The organism is Streptomyces sp. CB02923, from assembly GCF_001905005.1.
In the GTDB taxonomy this organism is placed as follows: Bacteria; Actinomycetota; Actinomycetes; order Streptomycetales; family Streptomycetaceae; genus Streptomyces.
In genome coordinates, this window is sequence record NZ_LWKZ01000001.1 from 552,487 (window position 1) to 571,819 (window position 19,333).

A 19,333-nucleotide genomic window follows, 5' to 3' on the forward strand; every position below is an offset into this window, starting at 1 on the left:
ACAACTGGCCGGATACGCGGCCTGGTTGTCCGGATACCGCTGCCCCGGGCCCGGTCGGCGTACGGCTCTCAGCGGTCGGGGTCGGGGTTGGGGTCGGGGTCCCCCGGGCCGTCGTCGTAGTAGGCCACCGCTTCCGCGGCGGATGCCCAGTTGCGCAGCAGGAGGGCCGTCACCTCCCCCAGCACCGGATGGCCCGTCCGTGCGGCCAGCGCAGCCACATCGACACCGCCGAAGTCCGGCAGCGGCTCGGCCGGCGGGCCGGATGGCTCGGCCGGTGCGGCCGGGGCCGTACCGATGACGGGGACTGTCGCCACGCTGTTCTCCTCTGGGCCTGGTGGACGGGTGTCTGCCCGCGCGTCCGAGCACGGAAACACCCGGCCGGCCGGGTCAGCCGTTCATACGGACGGATCCAGGGCGCGCATCCGCTCCCTCGTGCGCCGGGCCTCGGGACCGCTCTCCTCGGACGCGCGCTGCCACTGCTCCCAGCTCTCCCGGTAGGCCACCAGCGCCGCCTGCGGTCCCGCCGTGTCCTCCAGGACGCCGGCCCGCCGGTGGTGGGCCCGCGCCGCCAGCAGGGGGCTGCCCGCGCGGTCGGCGTCGGCCGCGGCCCGGCGGTAGCACGCGGCGGCGCGGTCGTGCCGCTCCCGGGAGCCGAAGCGCCGGTCGAGCGCGAGCTGGACGTCGCCGACCTCCAGCCAGGCTTCCGCGCCGACGGCCGGGTCGTGCGAGCTGCGCGCCGCCAGCTCCAGGACCCAGTCGGCCTCGTGCAGGTCGGCCAGGGAGGGCTGGCGGTCGTGGCGCAGCCGCAGGGCGCGTCCGAACAGGAGGCGGTGGGAGCCCAGTTCGGGGTCGTGCGGCGCGACGCGGCCGAGTGCTTCGCGCAGGACGTGCACGGCCTCGTTCGCCAGTCGTTTGCCCTGCTCGCCGGGGGGCTCCAGCCGGGCGCGCAGCAGCAGGGCCGCGCCGCGTTCGGCGAGCAGGGAGCTGTGCTCGGGCGAGTCGGGGGTGGTCAGGCGCAGTGCGGCGGCCAGCGCGTCGATCGCGGAGTCCAGGGCGCCGGGGTCGCCGGTGCGGGTGTGCACGGTCCGGTATGCCGTGGCCGTACGGCTCAGGCTCTCCGCCTCCAGGGCGGGGTCGCGCAGTTCGCGGGCGAGGGCGCGGGCGCGCTGGAGGACGGGCAGTACGGTGTCCGGGCCGGTGCCGGGGCCGAGCAGCGAGCGGGCCTGGGCCAGCTCCAGCAGCGTTTCGCAGATCTTGCGGTCGGCGGAGCCGCCCCGGCGGCGCAGCAGGACCGTGGCGGTGTCCAGGTCGGCGGTGGCGCGCAGGGCGAGCGCCCCGGTGTGCGTCTCGGTGCCCGTGTCCTCCCCGGCGGCGCGGCGCGCCTGGTCCAGCAGGACGCCGCCGCGCGCGGCGTAGATCTCGCCGGGCACCTGTTCGCCGCTGGGCCACTGTTCGAGGAGGGTGGTCAGGGCGTGCTCGGCGTCGCCGAGCGGGTCGCCGGGCCGGCCGGTTCCGGTTCCGGTCCGGGCGGCCGGGGGCAGCGCGGCCAGCCGTCGCAGCACTTCGGTACGCAGCACCATGCTCTCCAATACGCGGGGGTCGAGCAGGCTCATCAGCCCGCACGCGGTGTCGAGGTGGCGCGCGGCGTCCTCCAGCGCGCCCCGTTCACCGTCCGGGTACCCCGCGGCGCCGCGTTCCTGCGCACCGGCGTAGCGCACCCGGGCGAGCACGATCAGGGCTCTGATGCGTGCCTCGCCGTCCCCGTCCGGCGTCTGCGCCGGATCCCCGCCGACGGCTTCCGCTGCCGCCCGTACCGCCCGTTCGGCCTCCTCCAGGGCGTCCGGCTGCCGCCACTCGGCCCAGGCGTGCAGCAGCGCGCGGGCGAGGTCGGTGCCCGCGGCGGGCAGCTGGCGGGCCGCGGCGCGCAGCAGGCGCACCGCTTCGATCAAGTCGCGTACCGTGGCGTCCTGTTCGTAGCGCTCCAGCAGTGCGGCGCCCTCGGCGGCGGGCCCGTCGGGTGCGTACGGCAGCTGGACGGGTGTCCTGAGGGCCGGTTCGAAGCGGCGCAGGACCCGTTCGGATATCCGCGCGAACGGCTCGGGCACCGCGCGCTGCCCGGTCGTCGGTTCCCGGCCGCTTCCGGAGAGCATGGCGACCGCCACGGCGGGGAAGTTGCGGGCACTGCGGCCGAACGTGCGCTCGATGTACAGGGAGCAGTGCTTGAGGACCAGGGCGGCCTCGCCGGCGCTCAGGCGGCTCAGCAGCTCGTCCCGCACGCCGGGCACGAACTCGTACCAGGGACCACCTGCCACGCTCTCCCGGCCGGGCGCGGCGGCCGGGTCGGGAAGCTGCTCGATCAGGCCGCTGAGCAGCACTTCCGCGAGCTCGGCGGGGCCCGTCTGGGGCAGCATGGCGCGCTGGACGAGCTGGATGACGGGCAGCGCGAGCGGTACGGCCGACAGGTGGACGGCCAGGTGCCGGGCGTCCGGTGAGGCGCTCTGCTCGAACTCGGCGACCAGCCGGTGCGGTTCGGGGCGCTCCGGTCGGCGCGTGAGGTCCGTGCCGAGGCCGTGGTCGCAGCGTACGACGGCGGCGGCGCCACGCAGCGAGAGACCCGACTCCGCCGCGGCCAGCCGGGCCCAGGAGCCGAGGGCGGCGGGCGCGGCCGACAGGACCGGTACGGCGCGCTCACGGATGCCGTCCTGCGGGCGCCCGGCTGCGGAGGGGGCGCGGCGGCGCCGGGCGGGCCTGAAGTCCAGGGCACGGTAGGGGCCCTGGCGCCGTACGAGGGTGCCCGCGACGGCCGGGAGCAGTGAGCGCGCCCACATCCGCTGCGGCAGCGGCTGCACCACGGCGAGCGGCGCGTCGGCCGCCCACCGGTACAGCAGCCGCTGGATGCGCCCGTCGCGCCACAGCGGGCCCGCGCAGTCGCTGACGACGAGGGTGAGGTGGTGGCCCGTGGGGTCGTGCAGCTGGTCGGCGGGGCGCAGCGGGGCGCTCCGGTCGGGGCCCGCCGCGACGCCGACCTCGTCGCCGTGCGGGTGGAGGTAGTGGACCGTGACGTCGCGGAAGGCGCCGACCCGTTCGCAGACCTGCCGCAGGTCGTGCAGCATCTGCTCCCATACGGCCATGGAGGACGAGCCGTCCATCAGCAGGCGCAGGCTCGCCGCGCGGCGGCGGATGCCGCGCAGCACGGGAATGATCAGTTCGGCGTGCGCGGAGAGGTCGGCGGTGGCGTCCTCGTCGAGCTCCTGGCGGGCCGGGGCGACCGGCGGGTGGTAGCGCTGGACCGGGCGCAGGGCGCGCTGGAGCGGCAGCAGCCCGGGGAAGGCGGAGGCGACGGGGATGCCGACCTCGCCCAGCCGGCCCTGGCCGGGGCCGAGGGGGCGGTCGTCCGGCGCGGGCAGCAGCTCCACCTCCGGGCGGCGGGGGCGGTCGCGCGCGGCGGGTTCCGTACGGGACGGGGCGTCCTGGGACGGCTCGCGGCTGCGGGGGTCCACGGAGAAAGTGGCCGGTTTTGGCCTCTGCGTGGCGGACGGAACGGCCCCTTCGGCGGGTTCCCCGTCGTCGCGGGGCGGCGCGGGGGTGATCCACCGGGCCAGCCACAGCGCGTCCGCCATGGCGCGGGCGTCGGCGGGCAGCCCGGCCGCGCGCAGCCGCGCGACGATCTCACCGAGAGGGCCGAAGCCCGGTCCGCCGGCCGGCACCGCGGATCACCTGGTCCGATCCAGGGGCCGCAGCAGTTCGGCCGTCAGGCGCCGCCGCGTCTCCTCCTCGTCCTCGTCCGCCCAGCCGGCCTTCTGCGTCAGGTGGATGGCGTTGAGCAGCTGGTCGACGGCGCGTACGTCGCCGGGCTCGCGGTCCAGGAAGCGGTCGATCAGCGACTCGTAGTCGGCGGCGGCGCTCTCGCCGAAGTGCGCCCGGACCATGTCCGCGAGCCGCTCCTTGTCGGGCGTGGGGATGTTCAGATGGATGCAGCGGCGCAGCAGCGGGGCGGGGAAGTCCCGCTCGCCGTTGCTGGTCAGCACGATGAACGGGAAGGCGCGGCAGCGCACCCGGCCGTCCCGCACGGTGACATGGCCGCCGTCGTCACCGAGCACCGGCACCTCGGGGGCGGATCCGGCCAGCCGCTCCAGCTCCGGAATCCGGAACTCCCCTTCCTCCAGCACGTTGAGCAGGTCGTTCGGCAGGTCGATGTCGCTCTTGTCCAGCTCGTCGACGAGCAGGACACGCGGTTTCGCGGCGGGCAGCAGGGCCGTGCCCAGCGGGCCGAGGCGGATGTAGCGGCCGATGCCGCCGCCCGGCTCGTCCTGCGGCTCCGGGCTCCCCCCGCCCGGGACCGGACCGGCCTGCGGCCGGGCCGCGCGGGCGATCTGGAGGTCCTGGAGGCGGCCGATGGCGTCGTACTCGTACAGCCCGTCGCGCAGCGAACTGCGGCTGACGATCGACCAGTTCAGCACCCGGCCCAGGCCCAGCTCGTAGGCGACCGAATGCGCGAGGGTGGACTTGCCGCTGCCCGGCGCACCGGTGACCAGCAGCGGGCGGCGCAGGTAGAGCGCGGCGTTGACCAGCTCACGCTCGGTCTCCCCCGGCCGGTGGTAGCTGGCCTCGCGGCGCTGTACGCCGAGCCTGCGCTCGGAGGCGTGGTCGAGGGCGGCGGGCGGCGCCACCGGCGGACCGCCGTCGAAATCCCGCCACGGAGGGGGCGGCGGTAACTGCTCGATGCCGTCGTGCGGAGCCCCCGCGCCACGGTAGATGAGCCAGTCGCTCACGTCGGAACTCCTCGTCGCCGGCCGGCCATCGGGCAGAGGCGAAGGGGCCGCGGAAGAGCAACCCCGGCAAGCGTCGGCATCCGCTTCCCGCCCTCCCCGGACCCGTCCCCCTAGCAATCTCTCACGACGCTAGGACAGTAGCCAGCCGGACGGAAGGATACGGGGCGTTTTCCGGTCTCCAGGGACGTCATTGGGGCGACAATTGCGCGGCCTGGGAGAAGAGTTGGGGGATCGGGTTGCCCGGGTCGTCGTAGAGGAGCACGAGGTCGCGGGCCCAGGAGACGCCGCCCTCCGCCGCCTTGGCCCGCAGCTCACGCACCAGTTCGGGCAGCTCGGCGACCGACTTCGGCGCCCCCAGCAGCTGCCGCACCTCCCGGTGGAACTCGTCGCACACCCGGTCGCAGTCCCGCTCGTCGTGCCCCTCCGCCAGCCACAGCGCGACCGGGTGGCCGGTGTCCAGCGCCCAGCCGACAGCCTCCAGCCCGGTCCCGCCCGCCACCGACCGGCACAGGGCCGGCACCGCGCCCTCCCCCGCCTCCTCCAGCAGCCGCGACAGACCCGACGTCGAGGCGCGGGTACCGGCCGGCACCCGCAGCCCGGTCAGCCGCCCCGCCGCGGCCAGGCCCTGCCAGCGCCGCAGCCACGCCGGGTCCACCTCCTGGCGCCGCCCCTGGTCGCGCAGCACCACCGCGCGCGCCGGGCCCAGCGGGCGCAGGCGCGCGGCACGGCGCGTCGAGGCCGGTACGCGCCAGCGGTCCGCCGGTGTGTGCCAGCGCTCCTCCGGCACCGCGACCTCCAGGCGCACCCGGGCGCCGCCCGCCGCGTCGTCGGCCCGCAGCAGACGCGGACCGAGCCGCCGGAGCACCTGGTCAACGGCCTGCTCGAAGCTCATCCCGTCCCGCGACTCCTGGATCTCCACGCGCTGCCACCGGCCCTGCCCGTACCCCTCGCTGACCGACCAGTTGAACAGCTGCCGGCCGCCCATGCCGTCGTAGAACAGCGGCTCGAACTCCACCAGCAGCGCGTCGGGACGGCGCCGTACCGGCCCGATCCGCTCCCGATCCCTGGGCAGCAGCACGACCGCCTTGGCCGTCACGAACAGTTCCAGCCGCTCCGCCGCCGCGCGCATCACCGCACCCGCGTCGCCGGGGGCCTCACGCGCCTCGTCCGCCGTCCGCTGCGCGACGATGCGCAGGTAGTGCACGAAGGCACACAGCTCCGTGTACGGGTCGCTGCCCTGGTACAGCGCGCCGTGCCCGTCCCGCCAGGTACGCAGCGTCCACGGCCCGGCCCGCCCCGTACGGCCCTCCGGGTCCGCGCGGCCCAGCGCCTCGGCGACCGCGGCGGCCACCACGAGCGGGTCGCACGGCGCGGGCAGCGACGCCAGCAGGTCGAGCGCCTGGAGCCGCTCCTGCACGCCCCACAGCCGGCCGCGGCCCGACATGATCGCGTGCTGGGCGTCGAACCACGTGGGCTCGCCCGGCCCGCCGAGGTCCTGCCCCGCCCAGTGCCAGCGGTCGTGCAAACCCATCAGCGCGTGGTACGGGTCGTCGCCGAGCCCGGTGGCGCCCGGCACGAGATGGTGCGGCGCCAGCCCGCGCAACTCGGTGACCGGCACCGCGAGGCCGAGCCGGTCCTCACGGTGACTGCCCTTGACGATGCCGACGACCTCGCCGCGGTCGCAGTCCAGCAGCGGCCCGCCGGACGCGCCCGGGGTCACCCGGACATCGCTGCCGAACTGGAGGCCGCGGGCGTCGCGGGCACCGAAGCGGACGGCGATGAAGGGGTGGACATCGGCGGCGGTGTCCGGACCGCCCTCGCCGTACGCCGCTTCCGCCGCGCCGGGCCGGTCCTGATCGTGACCGCGGAAGATGAACGCGTCCTCCAGGAGCGCGGCCGGCTGGTCACTGAGCCAGGCACACGGGTGCGGCGTCTCCGGGTCGAGAAGCCGCAGGAGCGCGAGGTCGACGCGCGGGGTGGGGGCGGCGGGCCCAGAGGTGTGCCCGGCGTCGCCGAGGGCAGTGGCCGAGCCCGGTCTCTCATCCACAGCCGCCCCGTACGGCGGCGCGGCCTCCCCCGCGGGCGCCGGGCGGCTCAGGTCGTACTCCAGGCGCGCGGCGACCACCCGGCCGCCGAACGCCACGCCCACCTCCCCGGCCGGGCCCGTCGGACGGCGCCGGCCGTCCCCGCTCGCGAGCACATGCGCGCAGGTCAGCACCCACCCGGGAGCGACGAACACCCCACTGCCCCACAACGGAGCCGGCCGGACACCGGGCGCCGGGCGGATGGCGACGGTGGCCCGGCCCGCATGGCCCAGGAGGCGCGCGTACCTCTCGCGGTCCGCGCGCTCACCGCGTACGGACCCCTGACCGCCTTCCGGGGCCGCCATCACGCACCCGAATCGTGCGGCCCTCGGCCGTCGCCCCGGCCGCCATCCGGAATACGGCCCTCACCCGGCGCCTCCTTGCGCCGCCACGTGAGCGTCACCGACAGGTTCGCCTTGGCCTCACCGTCGGCCAGCAGCGCCACCGCCCGGCCCGGCTTGGCCGCCACCTCCACGCCGAAGCTCACACTGGTCTCGTCCGGCGCCACCCGCTCCGTCGCGGCGCGCAGGCTCGCCGCGACCCCGCCGACCAGCTCCCGCAGGCCCTCCACGCGGGCTCCGAGCGCTTCCCACGCCCCCACGTCGTCGTATTCCCCGTCCGGCTCCCCCGCGACGTCCAGCCGGGACACCCGGGCCCAGACCTCCGTCCCGTCGGGCAGCTCGATGAGATGTGCGCGATCACGCATCACGGCCTCCTGCTCCCCCTGAGCGGCAATGTCGCACTGCCCCAGGGCCGTTGACAGGTGATCAGGTTAGCCCCAGGGTGCGAGTGACGCGAGGGGTCGCGACGCCTGCCTATCCTGGCCGGGAACGTCCCGAAAACCTGGTGGAGAGCACGTGTATTTCACGGATCGCGGTATCGAGGAGCTGGAGAGCCGGCGCGGCGAGGAAGAGGTCACCCTAGGCTGGGTGGCCGAACAGCTGCGCACCTTCGTCGACCTCAACCCTGACTTCGAGGTCCCCGTCGAACGCCTGGCCACGTGGCTGGCCCGCCTGGACGACGAGGACGACGACTGACGCGCAGCGGCCCGGTGGGAGTGCGGGTTGTGCGCGGTCTGGCCGGTGGTGGGGTGGGCTCGGGCCCACGCAGGGGTCACTCCTCGACACCGTGTACGTCAACGGTGACTACATAGTGAACCCAGATACCCGGCTGCTCTGCGGGGAGACCCCTGCGTGGACCCGAGCCCGGCCGGATTGCGGCTCTCCCGCCATCGTGGCTGCAATACCCCTGCGCGCAGCGCAGGGGCCGGTGCCCGCCGCGCGCAGCGCGGTGGCTGGGTCAGGCACGCCGTGGGTGCGCACCCGCCGCCGGGTGACGCCATGGCCGCGCTTGCCCCCGCGACCGTGAGCTTCACCGCTAGGTGGGCGCCGATCAGGTTGGCGTGGGTGCGCACCTGCCGCCGGGTGACGCCATAGCCGCCCCCCGCCTCCCCCCCGTGAGCCTCACCGCCAGGTGGGCGGGCACGGCGGTGATCGAAGAATTCCCCCCAGCTGGCCGCAGTCGCCAAACAACGTGAGGGGGTGCGTAGGGGGCCATCCCCGCAGAGCAGCCGGGTATCTGGGTTCACGACTACATCACCGTTGCCGTACACGGTGTCGAGGAGTTGGCCCCCTGCGCGCCCCCGCCCCACAGCGAAAGCCATACGACCCCGCGCGCCAGCGAACCCCCTCGCGCGAAGCCCGAAGCGCAATGCGCCCACCCCGCACAAGGTGAACCACAAACCGAAAACCGCGCGCGCAGCGCGCCGCACACTTGGAACCCCCCGCAGCGCGATATATCGTGTTGGCAGATACGCGATATGTTGCGTTGTTACACCAGGGGAGGCCAGGACATGCCGGACCGAACAGAGTGGTCGGTCTCCGATCCACGCACGCTGGAGATCGAGAACTCCGTAACCGCGCTCGAAGTGCGCATCGTCGGCGGCACCGTCAACGTCGTGGGCACGGCAGACGCCGGCCCGGCCCGCGTCGAGGTCGGCGAACTGTCCGGCCCGCCGCTGACCATCCGCCGGGAGGCCGGCACGCTCACGGTCACATACGACGATCTGCCCTGGAAGGGTTCGCTGAAGAGGATCAGCCGCGCGGCCTGGAACCGCAGCGCGGTCGTCTCGGTCACCGTGCCCGCCGCCACCCGGGTGGCGATCGGCACGGTCGGCGCGAGCGCGGTGGTCTCGGGGATCTCGGGACGTACGGAGCTGCGCGGCGTCTCCGGCGACAGCACCCTCGTTCGTCTGACCGGCCCGGTGCGGGCCGAGACGGTCTCCGGCCGGGTCGAGGGCCAGGCCGTCACCGGCGACCTGAGTTTCCAGTCGATTTCCGGGGATCTGACGCTCGTCGACGGCTCCGGTGGCACCGTGAAGGCCGATTCGGTCAGCGGCGACATGGTCCTGGATCTCGATCCGGCAGCCGAGGGCGCGTTCGTCCGGCTGGCCACGGTCTCCGGCGAGGTCGCCATCCGGCTGCCCGCGCCGGGCGACACCGAGGTGGAGGCGAACACCACCAGCGGCATGGTCACGAACGCCTTCGAGGATCTGCGCGTCAGCGGCCGGTGGGGGGCCACGCGGATCACGGGCCGCCTCGGCTCGGGCAGCGGCACGCTGAAGGTCACCACGGTCTCCGGGGCCTTGGCCCTGCTGCGCCGCCCGCCGTCCGAGGAGCGGGCCACCGGGCCGCACGCGGAGGCCGGGGCCGCGCGCAACGGCACCGGCGAAACCCCCTCCCCCGCCGACAAGAAGGTGCTCTGACAACCATGCCTCCCGTCTTCGCCCATGGCCGCCTCCGCCTCTACCTGCTCAAACTGCTGGACGAGGCCCCGCGGCACGGCTACGAGATCATCCGACTCCTGGAAGAGCGCTTCCAGGGGCTGTACGCGCCGTCCGCCGGCACGGTCTACCCGCGGCTGGCCAAGCTGGAGGCCGAGGGCCTGGTCACCCACACCACCGAGGGTGGCCGCAAGGTCTACGCGATCACCGGGGCGGGCCGCGCCGAACTGGCGAACCGGGGCGGCGAGCTGGCCGACCTGGAGATGGAGATCCGGGAGTCGGTGGCGGCGCTGGCCTCGGACATCCGGGAGGACGTGAGCGGCTCGGCGCGGAATCTGCGCCGTGAGATGCGCGAGGCGGCCCAGCAGGCGCGCGACAGCCGGTCGGGCGGGCGTGGCGCGGCCGAGGGGAACGGCGGCGAGGAGCACGGGTTCCCGGAGGCCGCCGACTACTTCGAGGGCCGCTTCGGCGACAAGGAGGCCTGGCGGCAGGCGAAGGAGGAGTTCCGCCGCGCCAAGGAGGAGTGGAAGGAGCAGGCCCGGCGGGCCAAGGAGGAGAGCCGGCGGGCGAAGCAGGACGCGCAGCGGGCCCGTAAACAGGCCCGGGACACGCAGCTGTTCGTGCGCGACGAGGTGCAGCAGGCCATCAAGCGCGTACAGGAACAGGCCCAGGAGCATGTACGTACCGGGGACTGGGCGGGGGCGCTGCGCGAGGCGCTGTCGGAGGTCTCGCGCGAGATGGGCCGTTTCGGCGCCGGGGCGGAGCCGGCCGGGGGCGGGCAGGCGGACGCGGACCGTTCCGGCGGTCCGGGCGGGCGGGAGCCGTCGGGCGCGGTACGGGTGGGCCTCACCAAGGAGGACGCCGCGGCGGGGGCCGGCGGGGCGGACGGCTCCGGGGCGGTGCGGCCGGAGGGCGGTGACCGTGCGCTGCCCGAGCCCGCGTGGGCGTCGGAGCCCGGTTCCGGCGACCCGGTGCGGGACTTCGACCGGCTGCTGGACCGCTTCCGCGACGACCTGCGGGACGCGGCCCGCGACCACGGGGTCAGCGGCGAACAGTTGAAGGACGTACGCCGCCGTCTGTCTTCGACTGCTGCGCACGTCGGAGCGCTGTTGCGTGACCCGGAGGCATATGCGGCCCGGCAGGAGCCCCCGAACTGACCTCTTCGGCAGCTCACCCGTCGGTCACGCACAGTTGTCAGCGGGGGTCTGGGTTCACCGCACGTAATCGGGGAACTCAGTCCCTCGCACGGCTTTTTGCCCGACGACGGGATCTGCCGCGAGAAATCGCAGACCTGTGGCCGTGTCCGCCTTTACAGTCAACTCTCCTTGTCTGAACGGATCTTGAAGGCCAAGAGGTAAGCGATGTCGGAATACCCTGCCGTGGCCCGCCGGATGTGGCGCCAGCTGGAGCCCGTCCACGCCATTCTCTACTTCGCACCCGAGGCGTTCGAGGAGGCGGCAGCTCTCGGCTACGACACCGATTCCCGCTGGCCCAGTTATTTCGCCTGGCGTTCGGCCCCGCTCGGCGCCGCCGGTCCCGAGCTGGTGGCCGCGACGTTCTACAGCTTCAGCCCGCGGATGATCGCCCGGTACGTGCCGGAGATCTGGTCGACGGCGGCGCCCGGCAAGATACTCGACGCCCGGTTGCAGGCCGTCGACCGCATACTGACGGGCCTGATGAGATCCGGCCGACTGCCTGCCGCGCAGATCGCCGAGGCGGCCCAACTGGCCCGCCAGGCCGCCGAGAACGCCTCCACGGCCGCCCGCCCACTGGCCGCCGCCAACCGCGACCTGCCCTGGCCGGACGCTCCGCACCTGGAGCTCTGGCAGGCCATCACGGTGCTGCGCGAGCACCGCGGGGACGGCCACCTGGCGGCCTTGCTGACCTGTGACCTCGAACCGTGCGAGGCGCTGGTGTCGTTCGCCGCCATCGGTGCCGCTCCGAAGGCCAATTTCAAGGGGCGTGGCTGGACGTCGCAGGAGTGGAGCGCCGCGCACGACCGGCTCGCCGCGCGCGGCTGGATCGACCCGGCCGGCCGGCCCACGGACCGGGCCCGCGAGGGGCGTGACGAGGTCGAGCGGATGACGGACCGGCTGGCCGCCGCCCCGTGGCGGGCGCTGGGCCGGTCCCGTGCCGAGCGGCTCGCCCAGTTGCTCAACCCGCTGCTCGGGGCGATTGCGGAGGCCGGACTGCTGCCACGGCACGGGACGCTGGGGATCGGGGCGGTTCAGGTCGCGTATCCGTAGGGCGCGTTCCGTAGGCGGCGCGCCCCGCCGCCCTCGCCGACGCGCCCCGCCGCCCTCGCCAGTTCGTCCCCGCCGCCCTCGTCAGCGCGCTCCGGCCTGTTTCTGCCGGTCCAGGGCCTGTACGACGTCGGCGTGCGTGACGCCGTGTTCGGCCAGCACGGACGCGGCGAGGCCCGGCTTGGCCACCATGGCGAGCAGCAGGTGTTCGTCACCGATGTGCTTGTCCCCGCGGCCGAGCGCGACGCGCAGCGACCGTTCCAGTACGGCTTTGGCCTCCGGGCCGAACGGCCCGCGGAGTGAGCGCCCGCGTCGCGCGGGCTGCCGGGAGGCGGTGTCGAAGGCGCCGGGGCCGTGTTCGCGCTCCACCCGCGAGACGATTTCCGCCACGTCGATGCCGAGCCCGGCGAGCGCTTCCGCGTCCGAGTTCGTCAGGCCGCCCCGGCGGCGTGCCTGGCGCAGCGCGTCCTCGACGGACGCCCGGCGCTCGCGCACCCCGAGGGCGCCGAGCGCCTCGGCGCCCGGGGAGCCGTTGCCGTCCAGCAGGGCGAGCAGCAGTTCCCCTTCGCCGACGGTGCCGGGGCCCGGCCGGGCCGCGTAGGCGGGTGCGCCGCGCACCACGTCGCGGGCGCTCGCCGTGAACCGTTCGAACATCAACGCCTCCCGTGCTTCTTGTGGACCGCCTGCCTGCTGACTCCCAGCTCGGCGGCGATGTCCTGCCATGACCAGCCCTTCATGCGGGCACTGCGCACCTGTACGGCTTCGAGCTGTTCCAGCAGCCGGCGGAGCGCGGCGACGGCCCGCAGGCCGATCCGGGGGTCCTGGTCGCCCGCCCGTTCGGCGAGCTTCGTTGCTTCGCTCATGGTGTCAATTTTGGTTGACGTGCGGGCTGGTGTCAATGCTGGTTGACATCGGCACGCGCACCGGGCCGGTTACGTCATCGGCGGTCCGCCGCCGTCAGCCGTATCGACGAATCGATTCCCGGCATCCGGCAGCCCGGAGCGCCCCGGCACGCGCTACCGCAGCTACGCCCCCCGGGGGACCCCCGGGCGACGCCCGGCAGGCATCGCGCTCGCCGCGCGGGTGCGGTCAGGCGAAGATCCGGTCGAGGTGGTAGTCGATGGTGGCCCGGACGCCGGCCATCGTGCGGCGGCCGTACAGGACGTCGAGACCCAGCCCGGTGACGCCCGAGACCAGCAGGTCCGCTTCCCGCACCGGATCGACGCCCGGCCGGACCGCGCCCGCCCCACGGATCAGGGTGGCGACCAGGGATTCCATCTCCTGCTCGCCGTGCAGGAAGACCTCGGCCACCGCGGGGTCGGTCAGACTGCGGACGAAGTAGGCGGTGAACACGCGGAGCGCCACGGCACGTTGCTCGTCCAGCGGCAGGAACTCGACGAGCACGGCGCGCAGTACGGCACGCAGGTCCCCGGCGTCGTGCAGGTGCGCCATCCGCGCGCGGGCGCGGCGGTCGTTCTCCTCGTGGAGCATCCGCAGCGCTTCGACCAGCAGGCGGTGCTTGCTGCCGAAGTAGTACTGGACCACCCGCAGCGAGACCCCCGCTTCCGCCGCGACCTCGCGCATGCTCGCGGACTCCAGGCCGCGGCCGGCCGCGATCCGCCAGACAGCCTCGGCGACTTCGCGCCTGCGCCGCTCCCGCGCGCCGCCGGGCGGCGGGAGTGGCGGCTGCCGAGAGCGGCTCTCCGCTGCTGTGCGGGCTGTCTTCCTGCGTTGCCGGTACGCCTTCGCCTGGCAGCTCCGCGAGCAGTACGCGGGCGGGCGGCCGCGTACCGCCGCGGGCAGCCCCGTACCGCAGACCCGGCATCCGTTCGTCTTTTCGTCACGCACACAGTGAGGGTACCGCGCCACGTGAAGCGTGACGAATATCAGAATCAGCGAGCGCAGTCAAGGATTCGGGTGAGAATCTTTGATACGGTCGTATCCACACGCTCGACGAGCGGCCGACACGAACGGGGAGAAGATCATGAACGAAGGCTGGTACCGGCTGCTGTCCATCCTGGTGTTCACCGCGGGCTTCTGGGAGGGCCCGGCGGCCGTCCTCTACCGCGTCTTCGGCGACGACCACGGCACCCCCATGCGGGCCGTCAACTACCTGGACAGTCCGTGGAACTACGTCGCCTCGGGCGTGATCGCCCTGCTCGCGTTCGCCCTGCTCGCCGTGCTGGACAAGGGGCGCGAGAAGGCGCTCGCCCGCGCACGGGACGCCGGGGCCGCCCGCGCCCACGCGGGCACGCACACGGGCTGAGCGCGGCCCCGGCCGTCCGTCACACCGGCTCGTAGATCCGGCCGGTCTGCCCGCCCTCGACCGACCGCACGTACGCCGCGGCCACCTGCGCCAGGTCAACGGACTTGATGCCGGGGAAGAAGCCGCCGTAGTCCGCGAGCGATTCGGTGACCACGGTCGGGCTCACCGCGTTCACGCGCTGCGGCGCGATGTCGATCGCGGCGGCCCGTACGAACGACTCCACCGCGCCGTTGGCCATCGCCGCCGCGCTGCCGGTGGGTATGGGGTCACGGGAGAGCACTCCGGTGATCAGGGTGAAGGAGCCGCGCCCGGCGATGCGGGCGGTGCCCTGGCGCACCAGCTCGATCTGGCTGAGCACCTTGCCGCGGAAGCCCGCCGCGTAGTCCTCGGCGGTCATCCCGGCGACCGGCTTGAACGGGGTGTCGCCGGCCGCGCTCACCACGGCGTCCAGGGTTCCGGCCCGCTCGGCGGCCCGGTCGTACGCCTCGGTGACCTGCGCGGGGTCGGAGATGTCCAGCCGCAGGTCGCCGCCGCTGCGGCCGACGGTGATGATCTCGTGGCCGCGTCCGGCCAGCGTCTCGTGTACGGCGGTGCCCAGTTTCCCGGTCGCGCCGATCAGCAGAATCTTCATGCCGCCGACGCTAGGCCGGGGCGTTCGGGGGAGGGAAATACCTTCCGTACGGGATCTATGCTCGGGAGTTATGACTGTCGGACGGTGCGGAATCGGGCGGCGCGGAATCGGGCGGGCGGCTGCGGGGCCGGGCGGAGGTACGCGGTGAACGTCGAACTGCGGCACCTGCGTGCCCTGGCCGCCATCGGGGACGAGGGCACGATCACCGGCGCGGCGGCGGCCCTGCGCGTCAGCCAGCCGGCGCTCTCGCGCACGCTGGACCAGCTGGAGAGGCGGCTGGGCACCTCGCTGGTCGAACGCACCACCCGCCGGCTGCGGCTCACCCCGGCGGGGCAGCGGCTGTACGAGCACGCCCACCGCATCCTCGCCCAGCTCGGCGACGCGCTGGCCGAGGCGGCGGCCGGGCCGCGCCCGCTGCGCGTCGGCTTCGCCTGGGCCGCGCTCGGCCGGCACACGGTGCCGCTGCTGCGGGACTGGCGGCACGAGCACCCCGGCGAGCCCGTCGAGGTGCACCGGCTCGGCGACGCCGAGGCCGCGCTGCGCCGCGGCACCGTCGATCTCGCCTTCCTGCGGACGGTCCCGGCGGACGACGGGGTGCTGGACACCGTGGCGATGTACAGCGAACGCCGGATCGCCGCCGTGTGCGAGAGCGACCCGCTGGCCGGGGAGGCGGCCGTCACGCTGGCCGACCTGGCACACCACGCCATCGCGCTGTGCGCCACCGCGTGCACCACCAGCGCCGAACTGTGGCCCGCCGGGCGGCGTCCGCGCCGTACCTTCGAGGTCGCCAACGTCGACGAGTGGCTGACGGTGATCGCGACCGGGGAGGCGGCCGGGGTGACCGCCGAGGCGACCGTGCACAGCCATCCGCACCCGGGAGTCCGCTACCTGCCGATCACCGACGCCGGGCCGGTCACGGTCCTGCTGGCCCGGCCCCGTACGGCCACGCACCCCGCCACCGCCGCCTTCACCGCCCACGCGCGGCACACCCTGCGCCGCGGCGGCGCCACCGGAGCGCAGGTCACGGATGGTGTGCCGGTCACGGACGGCGCCCCGGTGACGGACGGCGTGCCCGCTCCCCCGGCCGCCGGACGCGGTGGTGACGGGCGGTTCAGTCCGGCCGGGCTCCGGTCGGCGCCGTCCGTACGGTGAGGGTGACGACGGCCGCGACACCGTCGGTGCGCAGCGAGATGCCCGCGTCCGCCGGTATCAGCGCCGCGTCGTGGTGTTCCAGCGTCAGCGCGGAGTCGGAGCCGGGCCCGTACCCGTCCAGTGCCGTACGGCCGGACAGCGCGACGACCAGCCGTGACCGCCGCTCCCCCGGCGGCTGAGCGGCGGCCGTCGGCCGTGGCTCGGCGGTGTACCGGCCGCGTGCCATCTCCACGGCCGCCGTCGAACGCCCGCGCCGCAGCATCACGTTGAAGTTGACCACGGGGCCGTCCAAGAGGCGGCAGCCGGTCGCGGCGTCGCCGGGGAAGGCGAACGGGCGGTACGGGCCGGGCAGTACGTGGCGGGCCCCGTCGACGGTCAGTTCCAGCCCGGCGCCCTCGGCCACCGTCAGGACGCGGTCCACGCCGGGCAGGGCGGAGTACGGGCCGTCCCGGCCCACCTCGGCCAGGCTCACCCGCCAGTCGAAGGCGTCCCAGCCCGCTCCGGGCGGCGCGGCGGCGATCTCCCGCGTCACCCCGCCGCCGTTGCTCCAGGCCGTCGCCGTACGTCCGGCCGCGCGCAGCACCCGCACGTGTGCCCTCTCTTCCGTACTCGCGTGCCCGGGTCCTCGTCCGTGCACAGGGCCGTCTCCCGCGCCTCAGACCGTCAGGACGACCTTGCCGAACATCTCGCCCTCGGCCAGCTTCGCGAACCCCTCACGCGCCCGGTCCAGCGGCAGCGTGGTGTCGATGACGGGCCGGACGCCCTTGGCCGCGCAGAAGTTCAGCAGCGAGGCGAGTTCGTCCTTGCTGCCCATGGTCGAGCCGACGACCTTCAGCTCCAGGAAGAAGATGCGGTTGAGTTCCGTGCGTTCGGGGTTGAATCCCGAGGTGGCGCCGGAGATGACGAGCGTGCCGCCGGGCTTGAGCGATTTCACCGAGTGCGACCAGGTGGCGGCGCCGACCGTCTCGATCACGGCGTCCACCCGCTGCGGCAGCCGCTCGCCGGTGGGCAGGGCGGCCTCGGCGCCCAGTTCGACGGCGCGCTTGCGCTTGTCCTCGCTGCGGCTGGTGGCGAAGACCCGCAGACCGGCCGCGGCGCCCAGCACGATGGCCGCGGTGGCCACGCCGCCGCCCGCGCCCTGGACGAGCACGCTGTCCCCGGGCCGTACCCCGGCGTTGGTGAACAGCATCCGGTACGCGGTCAGCCAGGCCGTCGGCAGGCACGCGGCCTCGGCGAAGGACAGCTCCTCCGGCTTGGGCAGCACGTTCCAGGCGGGGACGGTGACCTGTTCGGCGAAGGTGCCCTGGTAGCGCTCGGTGAGGATGGAGCGCGGCTCGTCCGGGCCGACGCCGTGGCCGCTCTGGCCGATCACCGAGTGCAGGACGACCTCGTTGCCGTCCTCGTCGGTGCCGGCCGCGTCACAGCCGAGGATCATGGGCAGCGCCTCCTCGCCCAGGCCCACGCCGCGCAGCGACCACAGGTCGTGGTGGTTGAGGGAGGCGGCCTTGACGTTGACGGTCGTCCAGCCGGGGCGGGTGCCGGGGGCGGGACGCTCCCCCAGTTCGAGGCCGTTCAGCGGCTGGTCGCGGTCGATGCGGGCGGCGTAGGCAGCAAACATGATCCCAACGTAGGGCGCACGGGGTCCGGGCGGTACCGCGCCGCGGTGTGAAACGCGCCGCGCCGCCGCTTCGGCGCACACGCGAAGGCCCCGCCGCGGAGGGCGGGGCCTTCGTGGTCCTCGGGTCAGCGGCGCGCGACGCCCTCCGCGCGGGCGGCGGCGGCGACCGCCGAGGTGACCGCCGGGGCGACCCGCTCGTCGAACGGCGACGGGATGACGCACTCGGCGCTCAGGTCGTCGGCGACCACCGAGGCCAGGGCCTCGGCGGCGGCCAGCTTCATGCCCTCGGTGATGCGGCTGGCGCGCACCTGGAGCGCGCCGGCGAAGATGCCGGGGAACGCCAGCACGTTGTTGATCTGGTTCGGGTAGTCGCTGCGGCCGGTGGCGACCACCGCCGCGTACTTGTGCGCGACGTCCGGGTGGATCTCCGGGTTCGGATTGGCCATGGCGAAGATCATCGCGTCCTTCGCCATCTTGGAGACCGCTTCCTCCGGCACCGTGCCGCCGGAGACGCCGATGAAGACGTCCGCGCCGTCCATGGCCGACTCCAGGGAGCCGGACAGCCCGGCCTTGTTGGTGAAGGAGGCCAGCTCGCGCTTGACGTCGGTCAGGTGCTCGTCGCGGTCGGCGGTGACGATGCCCTTGCGGTCGCACACCGCGACGTCGCCGATGCCCGCCTCGACGAGGATCTTGGCGATGGCGACCCCGGCCGCGCCGGCGCCGGAGATGACGGCGCGCAGCTGTCCGAGCGAACGGTTCGTCAGCTGGGCGGCGTTGCGCAGCGCGGCCAGTGTGACCACGGCGGTGCCGTGCTGGTCGTCGTGGAAGACCGGGATGTCCAGGCGCTCCTGGAGCTTGCGCTCGATCTCGAAGCAGCGGGGCGCCGAGATGTCCTCCAGGTTGACGCCGCCGAAGGACGGCGCCATCCGCACGACGGTCTCGACGATCTCGTCGGCGTCGGTCGTCGCGAGGGCGATCGGCATCGCGTCCACGCCGCCGAACTGCTTGAAGAGGATGGCCTTGCCCTCCATCACGGGCAGGGACGCCTCCGGGCCGATGTCGCCGAGGCCCAGCACCGCGGTGCCGTCCGTGACGACGGCCACGACCTGGGACTTCCAGGTGTAGTCGTGCACCAGCTCGGGTTCTTCGGCGATGGCGCTGCACACCTTGGCGACGCCGGGGGTGTAGGCGAGGGAGAGGTCCTCGCGGTCACGCACCGGAACGGTCGCCTGGATCGCCATCTTGCCGCCGCGGTGCAGGAGGAAGGCGGGGTCCTGGCACTGCTCCCCGCTGCCGGGGCCGGCCGCGCCCTTGGCGGCCGTGTCCGCTCCCGCGTTCGCCTGCGTGTTCCCGCCGTCGTGGGCCTGGGCGGTCTTGGCTGTCACTGGTTCAACCCCTTCGTTCGTCAAACAGTTGAGGGTGACCACTCCCTGGTCAAGGGGTGGGCGGGCACCGCGTCCGTGCCCTGCGTGACGGATGGCCGTCCCACGGGGGGAGGTACGGACGCCGGGCGCGCCGCACGCGCGCCCTGAGCCCCGGATGAGGGGTGTAACGCACCTTTCTACCGGACGGGTGTGGGCGCCGACGAGTCGGATTCGTTACCCACCGGTTCGTAACTCCGACAATATGCCCGAACAGCGCTAATCATAGGAAGTGCCCTGCGAGTTGTCCGTACTGCGAGACGCGGACCCGCGCCACCGGCCTCTCCGGGCACCGTCGGGCGCACGTTCCCCAAGGGACACCTGGGATGTACGGCTTCGTCCACGTCCGTTATCCGATTTTGAC

18 protein-coding genes are annotated in these 19,333 nt (G+C 74.1%); 6 read left to right on the forward strand and 12 right to left on the reverse strand.

What is annotated here, in order from left to right; translation table 11 throughout:
* Window positions 1–68: 68 nt before the first annotated feature.
* The 5 genes from A6A06_RS02210 to A6A06_RS02230 form a co-directional block, all read right to left on the reverse strand.
* Entirely contained in the window at window positions 69–314 is a 246-nt protein-coding gene (locus A6A06_RS02210; RefSeq protein ID WP_073758214.1) for a YxD-tail cyclophane-containing RiPP peptide, read from the reverse strand.
* An 81-nt stretch (window positions 315–395) separates the two neighbouring features.
* Entirely contained in the window at window positions 396–3,707 is a 3,312-nt protein-coding gene (locus A6A06_RS02215) for an SAV_2336 N-terminal domain-related protein (RefSeq protein WP_079193740.1), read from the reverse strand.
* A gap of 6 nt (window positions 3,708–3,713) precedes the next feature.
* Window positions 3,714–4,772, reverse strand: a complete 1,059-nt coding sequence (locus A6A06_RS02220) for an AAA family ATPase (RefSeq protein WP_073758216.1) — start codon at window positions 4,770–4,772, stop codon at window positions 3,714–3,716.
* 187 nt (window positions 4,773–4,959) lie between these two features.
* Entirely contained in the window at window positions 4,960–7,161 is a 2,202-nt protein-coding gene (locus A6A06_RS02225) for a VMAP-C domain-containing protein (RefSeq protein WP_073758218.1), read from the reverse strand.
* On the reverse strand, window positions 7,161–7,562 hold the full coding sequence (locus tag A6A06_RS02230; RefSeq protein WP_073758220.1) for a CU044_2847 family protein: 402 nt from the start codon (window positions 7,560–7,562) through the stop codon (window positions 7,161–7,163). Before A6A06_RS02230 ends, A6A06_RS02225 begins: the two co-directional genes overlap by 1 nt.
* Before the next feature lie 151 nt (window positions 7,563–7,713).
* Between A6A06_RS02230 and A6A06_RS02235 the strand changes: the two genes are divergently transcribed.
* From A6A06_RS02235 to A6A06_RS02250, 4 genes are all read left to right on the forward strand, one after another.
* The gene (locus tag A6A06_RS02235; RefSeq protein WP_030017204.1) at window positions 7,714–7,893 is read left to right on the forward strand and encodes a DUF6104 family protein; all 180 of its coding nucleotides are present in this window, start codon (window positions 7,714–7,716) and stop codon (window positions 7,891–7,893) included.
* A gap of 815 nt (window positions 7,894–8,708) precedes the next feature.
* Window positions 8,709–9,620 carry a DUF4097 family beta strand repeat-containing protein gene (locus A6A06_RS02240; protein WP_073758222.1) on the forward strand — a complete coding sequence of 304 codons (912 nt, stop codon included), beginning with the start codon at window positions 8,709–8,711 and terminating at the stop codon, window positions 9,618–9,620.
* 5 nt (window positions 9,621–9,625) lie between these two features.
* Window positions 9,626–10,795, forward strand: a complete 1,170-nt coding sequence (locus A6A06_RS02245; RefSeq protein WP_073758224.1) for a PadR family transcriptional regulator — start codon at window positions 9,626–9,628, stop codon at window positions 10,793–10,795.
* A gap of 204 nt (window positions 10,796–10,999) precedes the next feature.
* Complete coding sequence (locus tag A6A06_RS02250; RefSeq protein WP_073758226.1) at window positions 11,000–11,884, forward strand: SCO6745 family protein; 885 nt, start codon at window positions 11,000–11,002, stop codon at window positions 11,882–11,884.
* An 81-nt stretch (window positions 11,885–11,965) separates the two neighbouring features.
* Here the strand turns inward: A6A06_RS02250 and A6A06_RS02255 are convergent, their stop codons facing one another.
* From A6A06_RS02255 to A6A06_RS02265, 3 genes are all read right to left on the reverse strand, one after another.
* A complete protein-coding gene (locus A6A06_RS02255) occupies window positions 11,966–12,535 on the reverse strand; it encodes a Clp protease N-terminal domain-containing protein (RefSeq protein ID WP_073758228.1) in 570 nt (189 codons plus the stop codon).
* Window positions 12,535–12,744: a hypothetical protein gene (locus tag A6A06_RS02260; RefSeq protein ID WP_003984558.1), complete on the reverse strand. Its 210-nt coding sequence runs from the start codon at window positions 12,742–12,744 to the stop codon at window positions 12,535–12,537. The genes A6A06_RS02255 and A6A06_RS02260 overlap by 1 nt, the downstream gene beginning before the upstream one ends.
* A gap of 226 nt (window positions 12,745–12,970) precedes the next feature.
* Window positions 12,971–13,729: a TetR/AcrR family transcriptional regulator gene (locus tag A6A06_RS02265; RefSeq protein WP_199930641.1), complete on the reverse strand. Its 759-nt coding sequence runs from the start codon at window positions 13,727–13,729 to the stop codon at window positions 12,971–12,973.
* Between the two features lie 136 nt (window positions 13,730–13,865).
* Between A6A06_RS02265 and A6A06_RS02270 the strand changes: the two genes are divergently transcribed.
* Window positions 13,866–14,147 carry a hypothetical protein gene (locus A6A06_RS02270; protein WP_073758230.1) on the forward strand — a complete coding sequence of 94 codons (282 nt, stop codon included), beginning with the start codon at window positions 13,866–13,868 and terminating at the stop codon, window positions 14,145–14,147.
* A gap of 19 nt (window positions 14,148–14,166) precedes the next feature.
* On the opposite strand, the gene A6A06_RS02275 is transcribed toward A6A06_RS02270, so the two are convergent.
* Window positions 14,167–14,778: a short chain dehydrogenase gene (locus A6A06_RS02275; RefSeq protein ID WP_073758232.1), complete on the reverse strand. Its 612-nt coding sequence runs from the start codon at window positions 14,776–14,778 to the stop codon at window positions 14,167–14,169.
* Between the two features lie 144 nt (window positions 14,779–14,922).
* On the opposite strand from A6A06_RS02275, the gene A6A06_RS02280 reads away from it, so the two are divergent.
* Window positions 14,923–15,930, forward strand: a complete 1,008-nt coding sequence (locus A6A06_RS02280; RefSeq protein WP_079193741.1) for a LysR substrate-binding domain-containing protein — start codon at window positions 14,923–14,925, stop codon at window positions 15,928–15,930.
* Here the strand turns inward: A6A06_RS02280 and A6A06_RS02285 are convergent.
* The 3 genes from A6A06_RS02285 to A6A06_RS02295 form a co-directional block, all read right to left on the reverse strand.
* Window positions 15,890–16,519 (reverse strand): HutD/Ves family protein, encoded by a 630-nt coding sequence (locus tag A6A06_RS02285; RefSeq protein ID WP_073758234.1) that lies wholly within the window; start codon window positions 16,517–16,519, stop codon window positions 15,890–15,892. The two genes, A6A06_RS02280 and A6A06_RS02285, sit on opposite strands and share 41 nt — an antisense overlap.
* A 66-nt stretch (window positions 16,520–16,585) precedes the next feature.
* Window positions 16,586–17,548 (reverse strand): zinc-binding dehydrogenase, encoded by a 963-nt coding sequence (locus A6A06_RS02290; protein ID WP_073758236.1) that lies wholly within the window; start codon window positions 17,546–17,548, stop codon window positions 16,586–16,588.
* A gap of 125 nt (window positions 17,549–17,673) precedes the next feature.
* The gene (locus A6A06_RS02295) at window positions 17,674–18,933 is read right to left on the reverse strand and encodes an NAD(P)-dependent malic enzyme (protein WP_073758238.1); all 1,260 of its coding nucleotides are present in this window, start codon (window positions 18,931–18,933) and stop codon (window positions 17,674–17,676) included.
* Window positions 18,934–19,333: the final 400 nt, after the last annotated feature.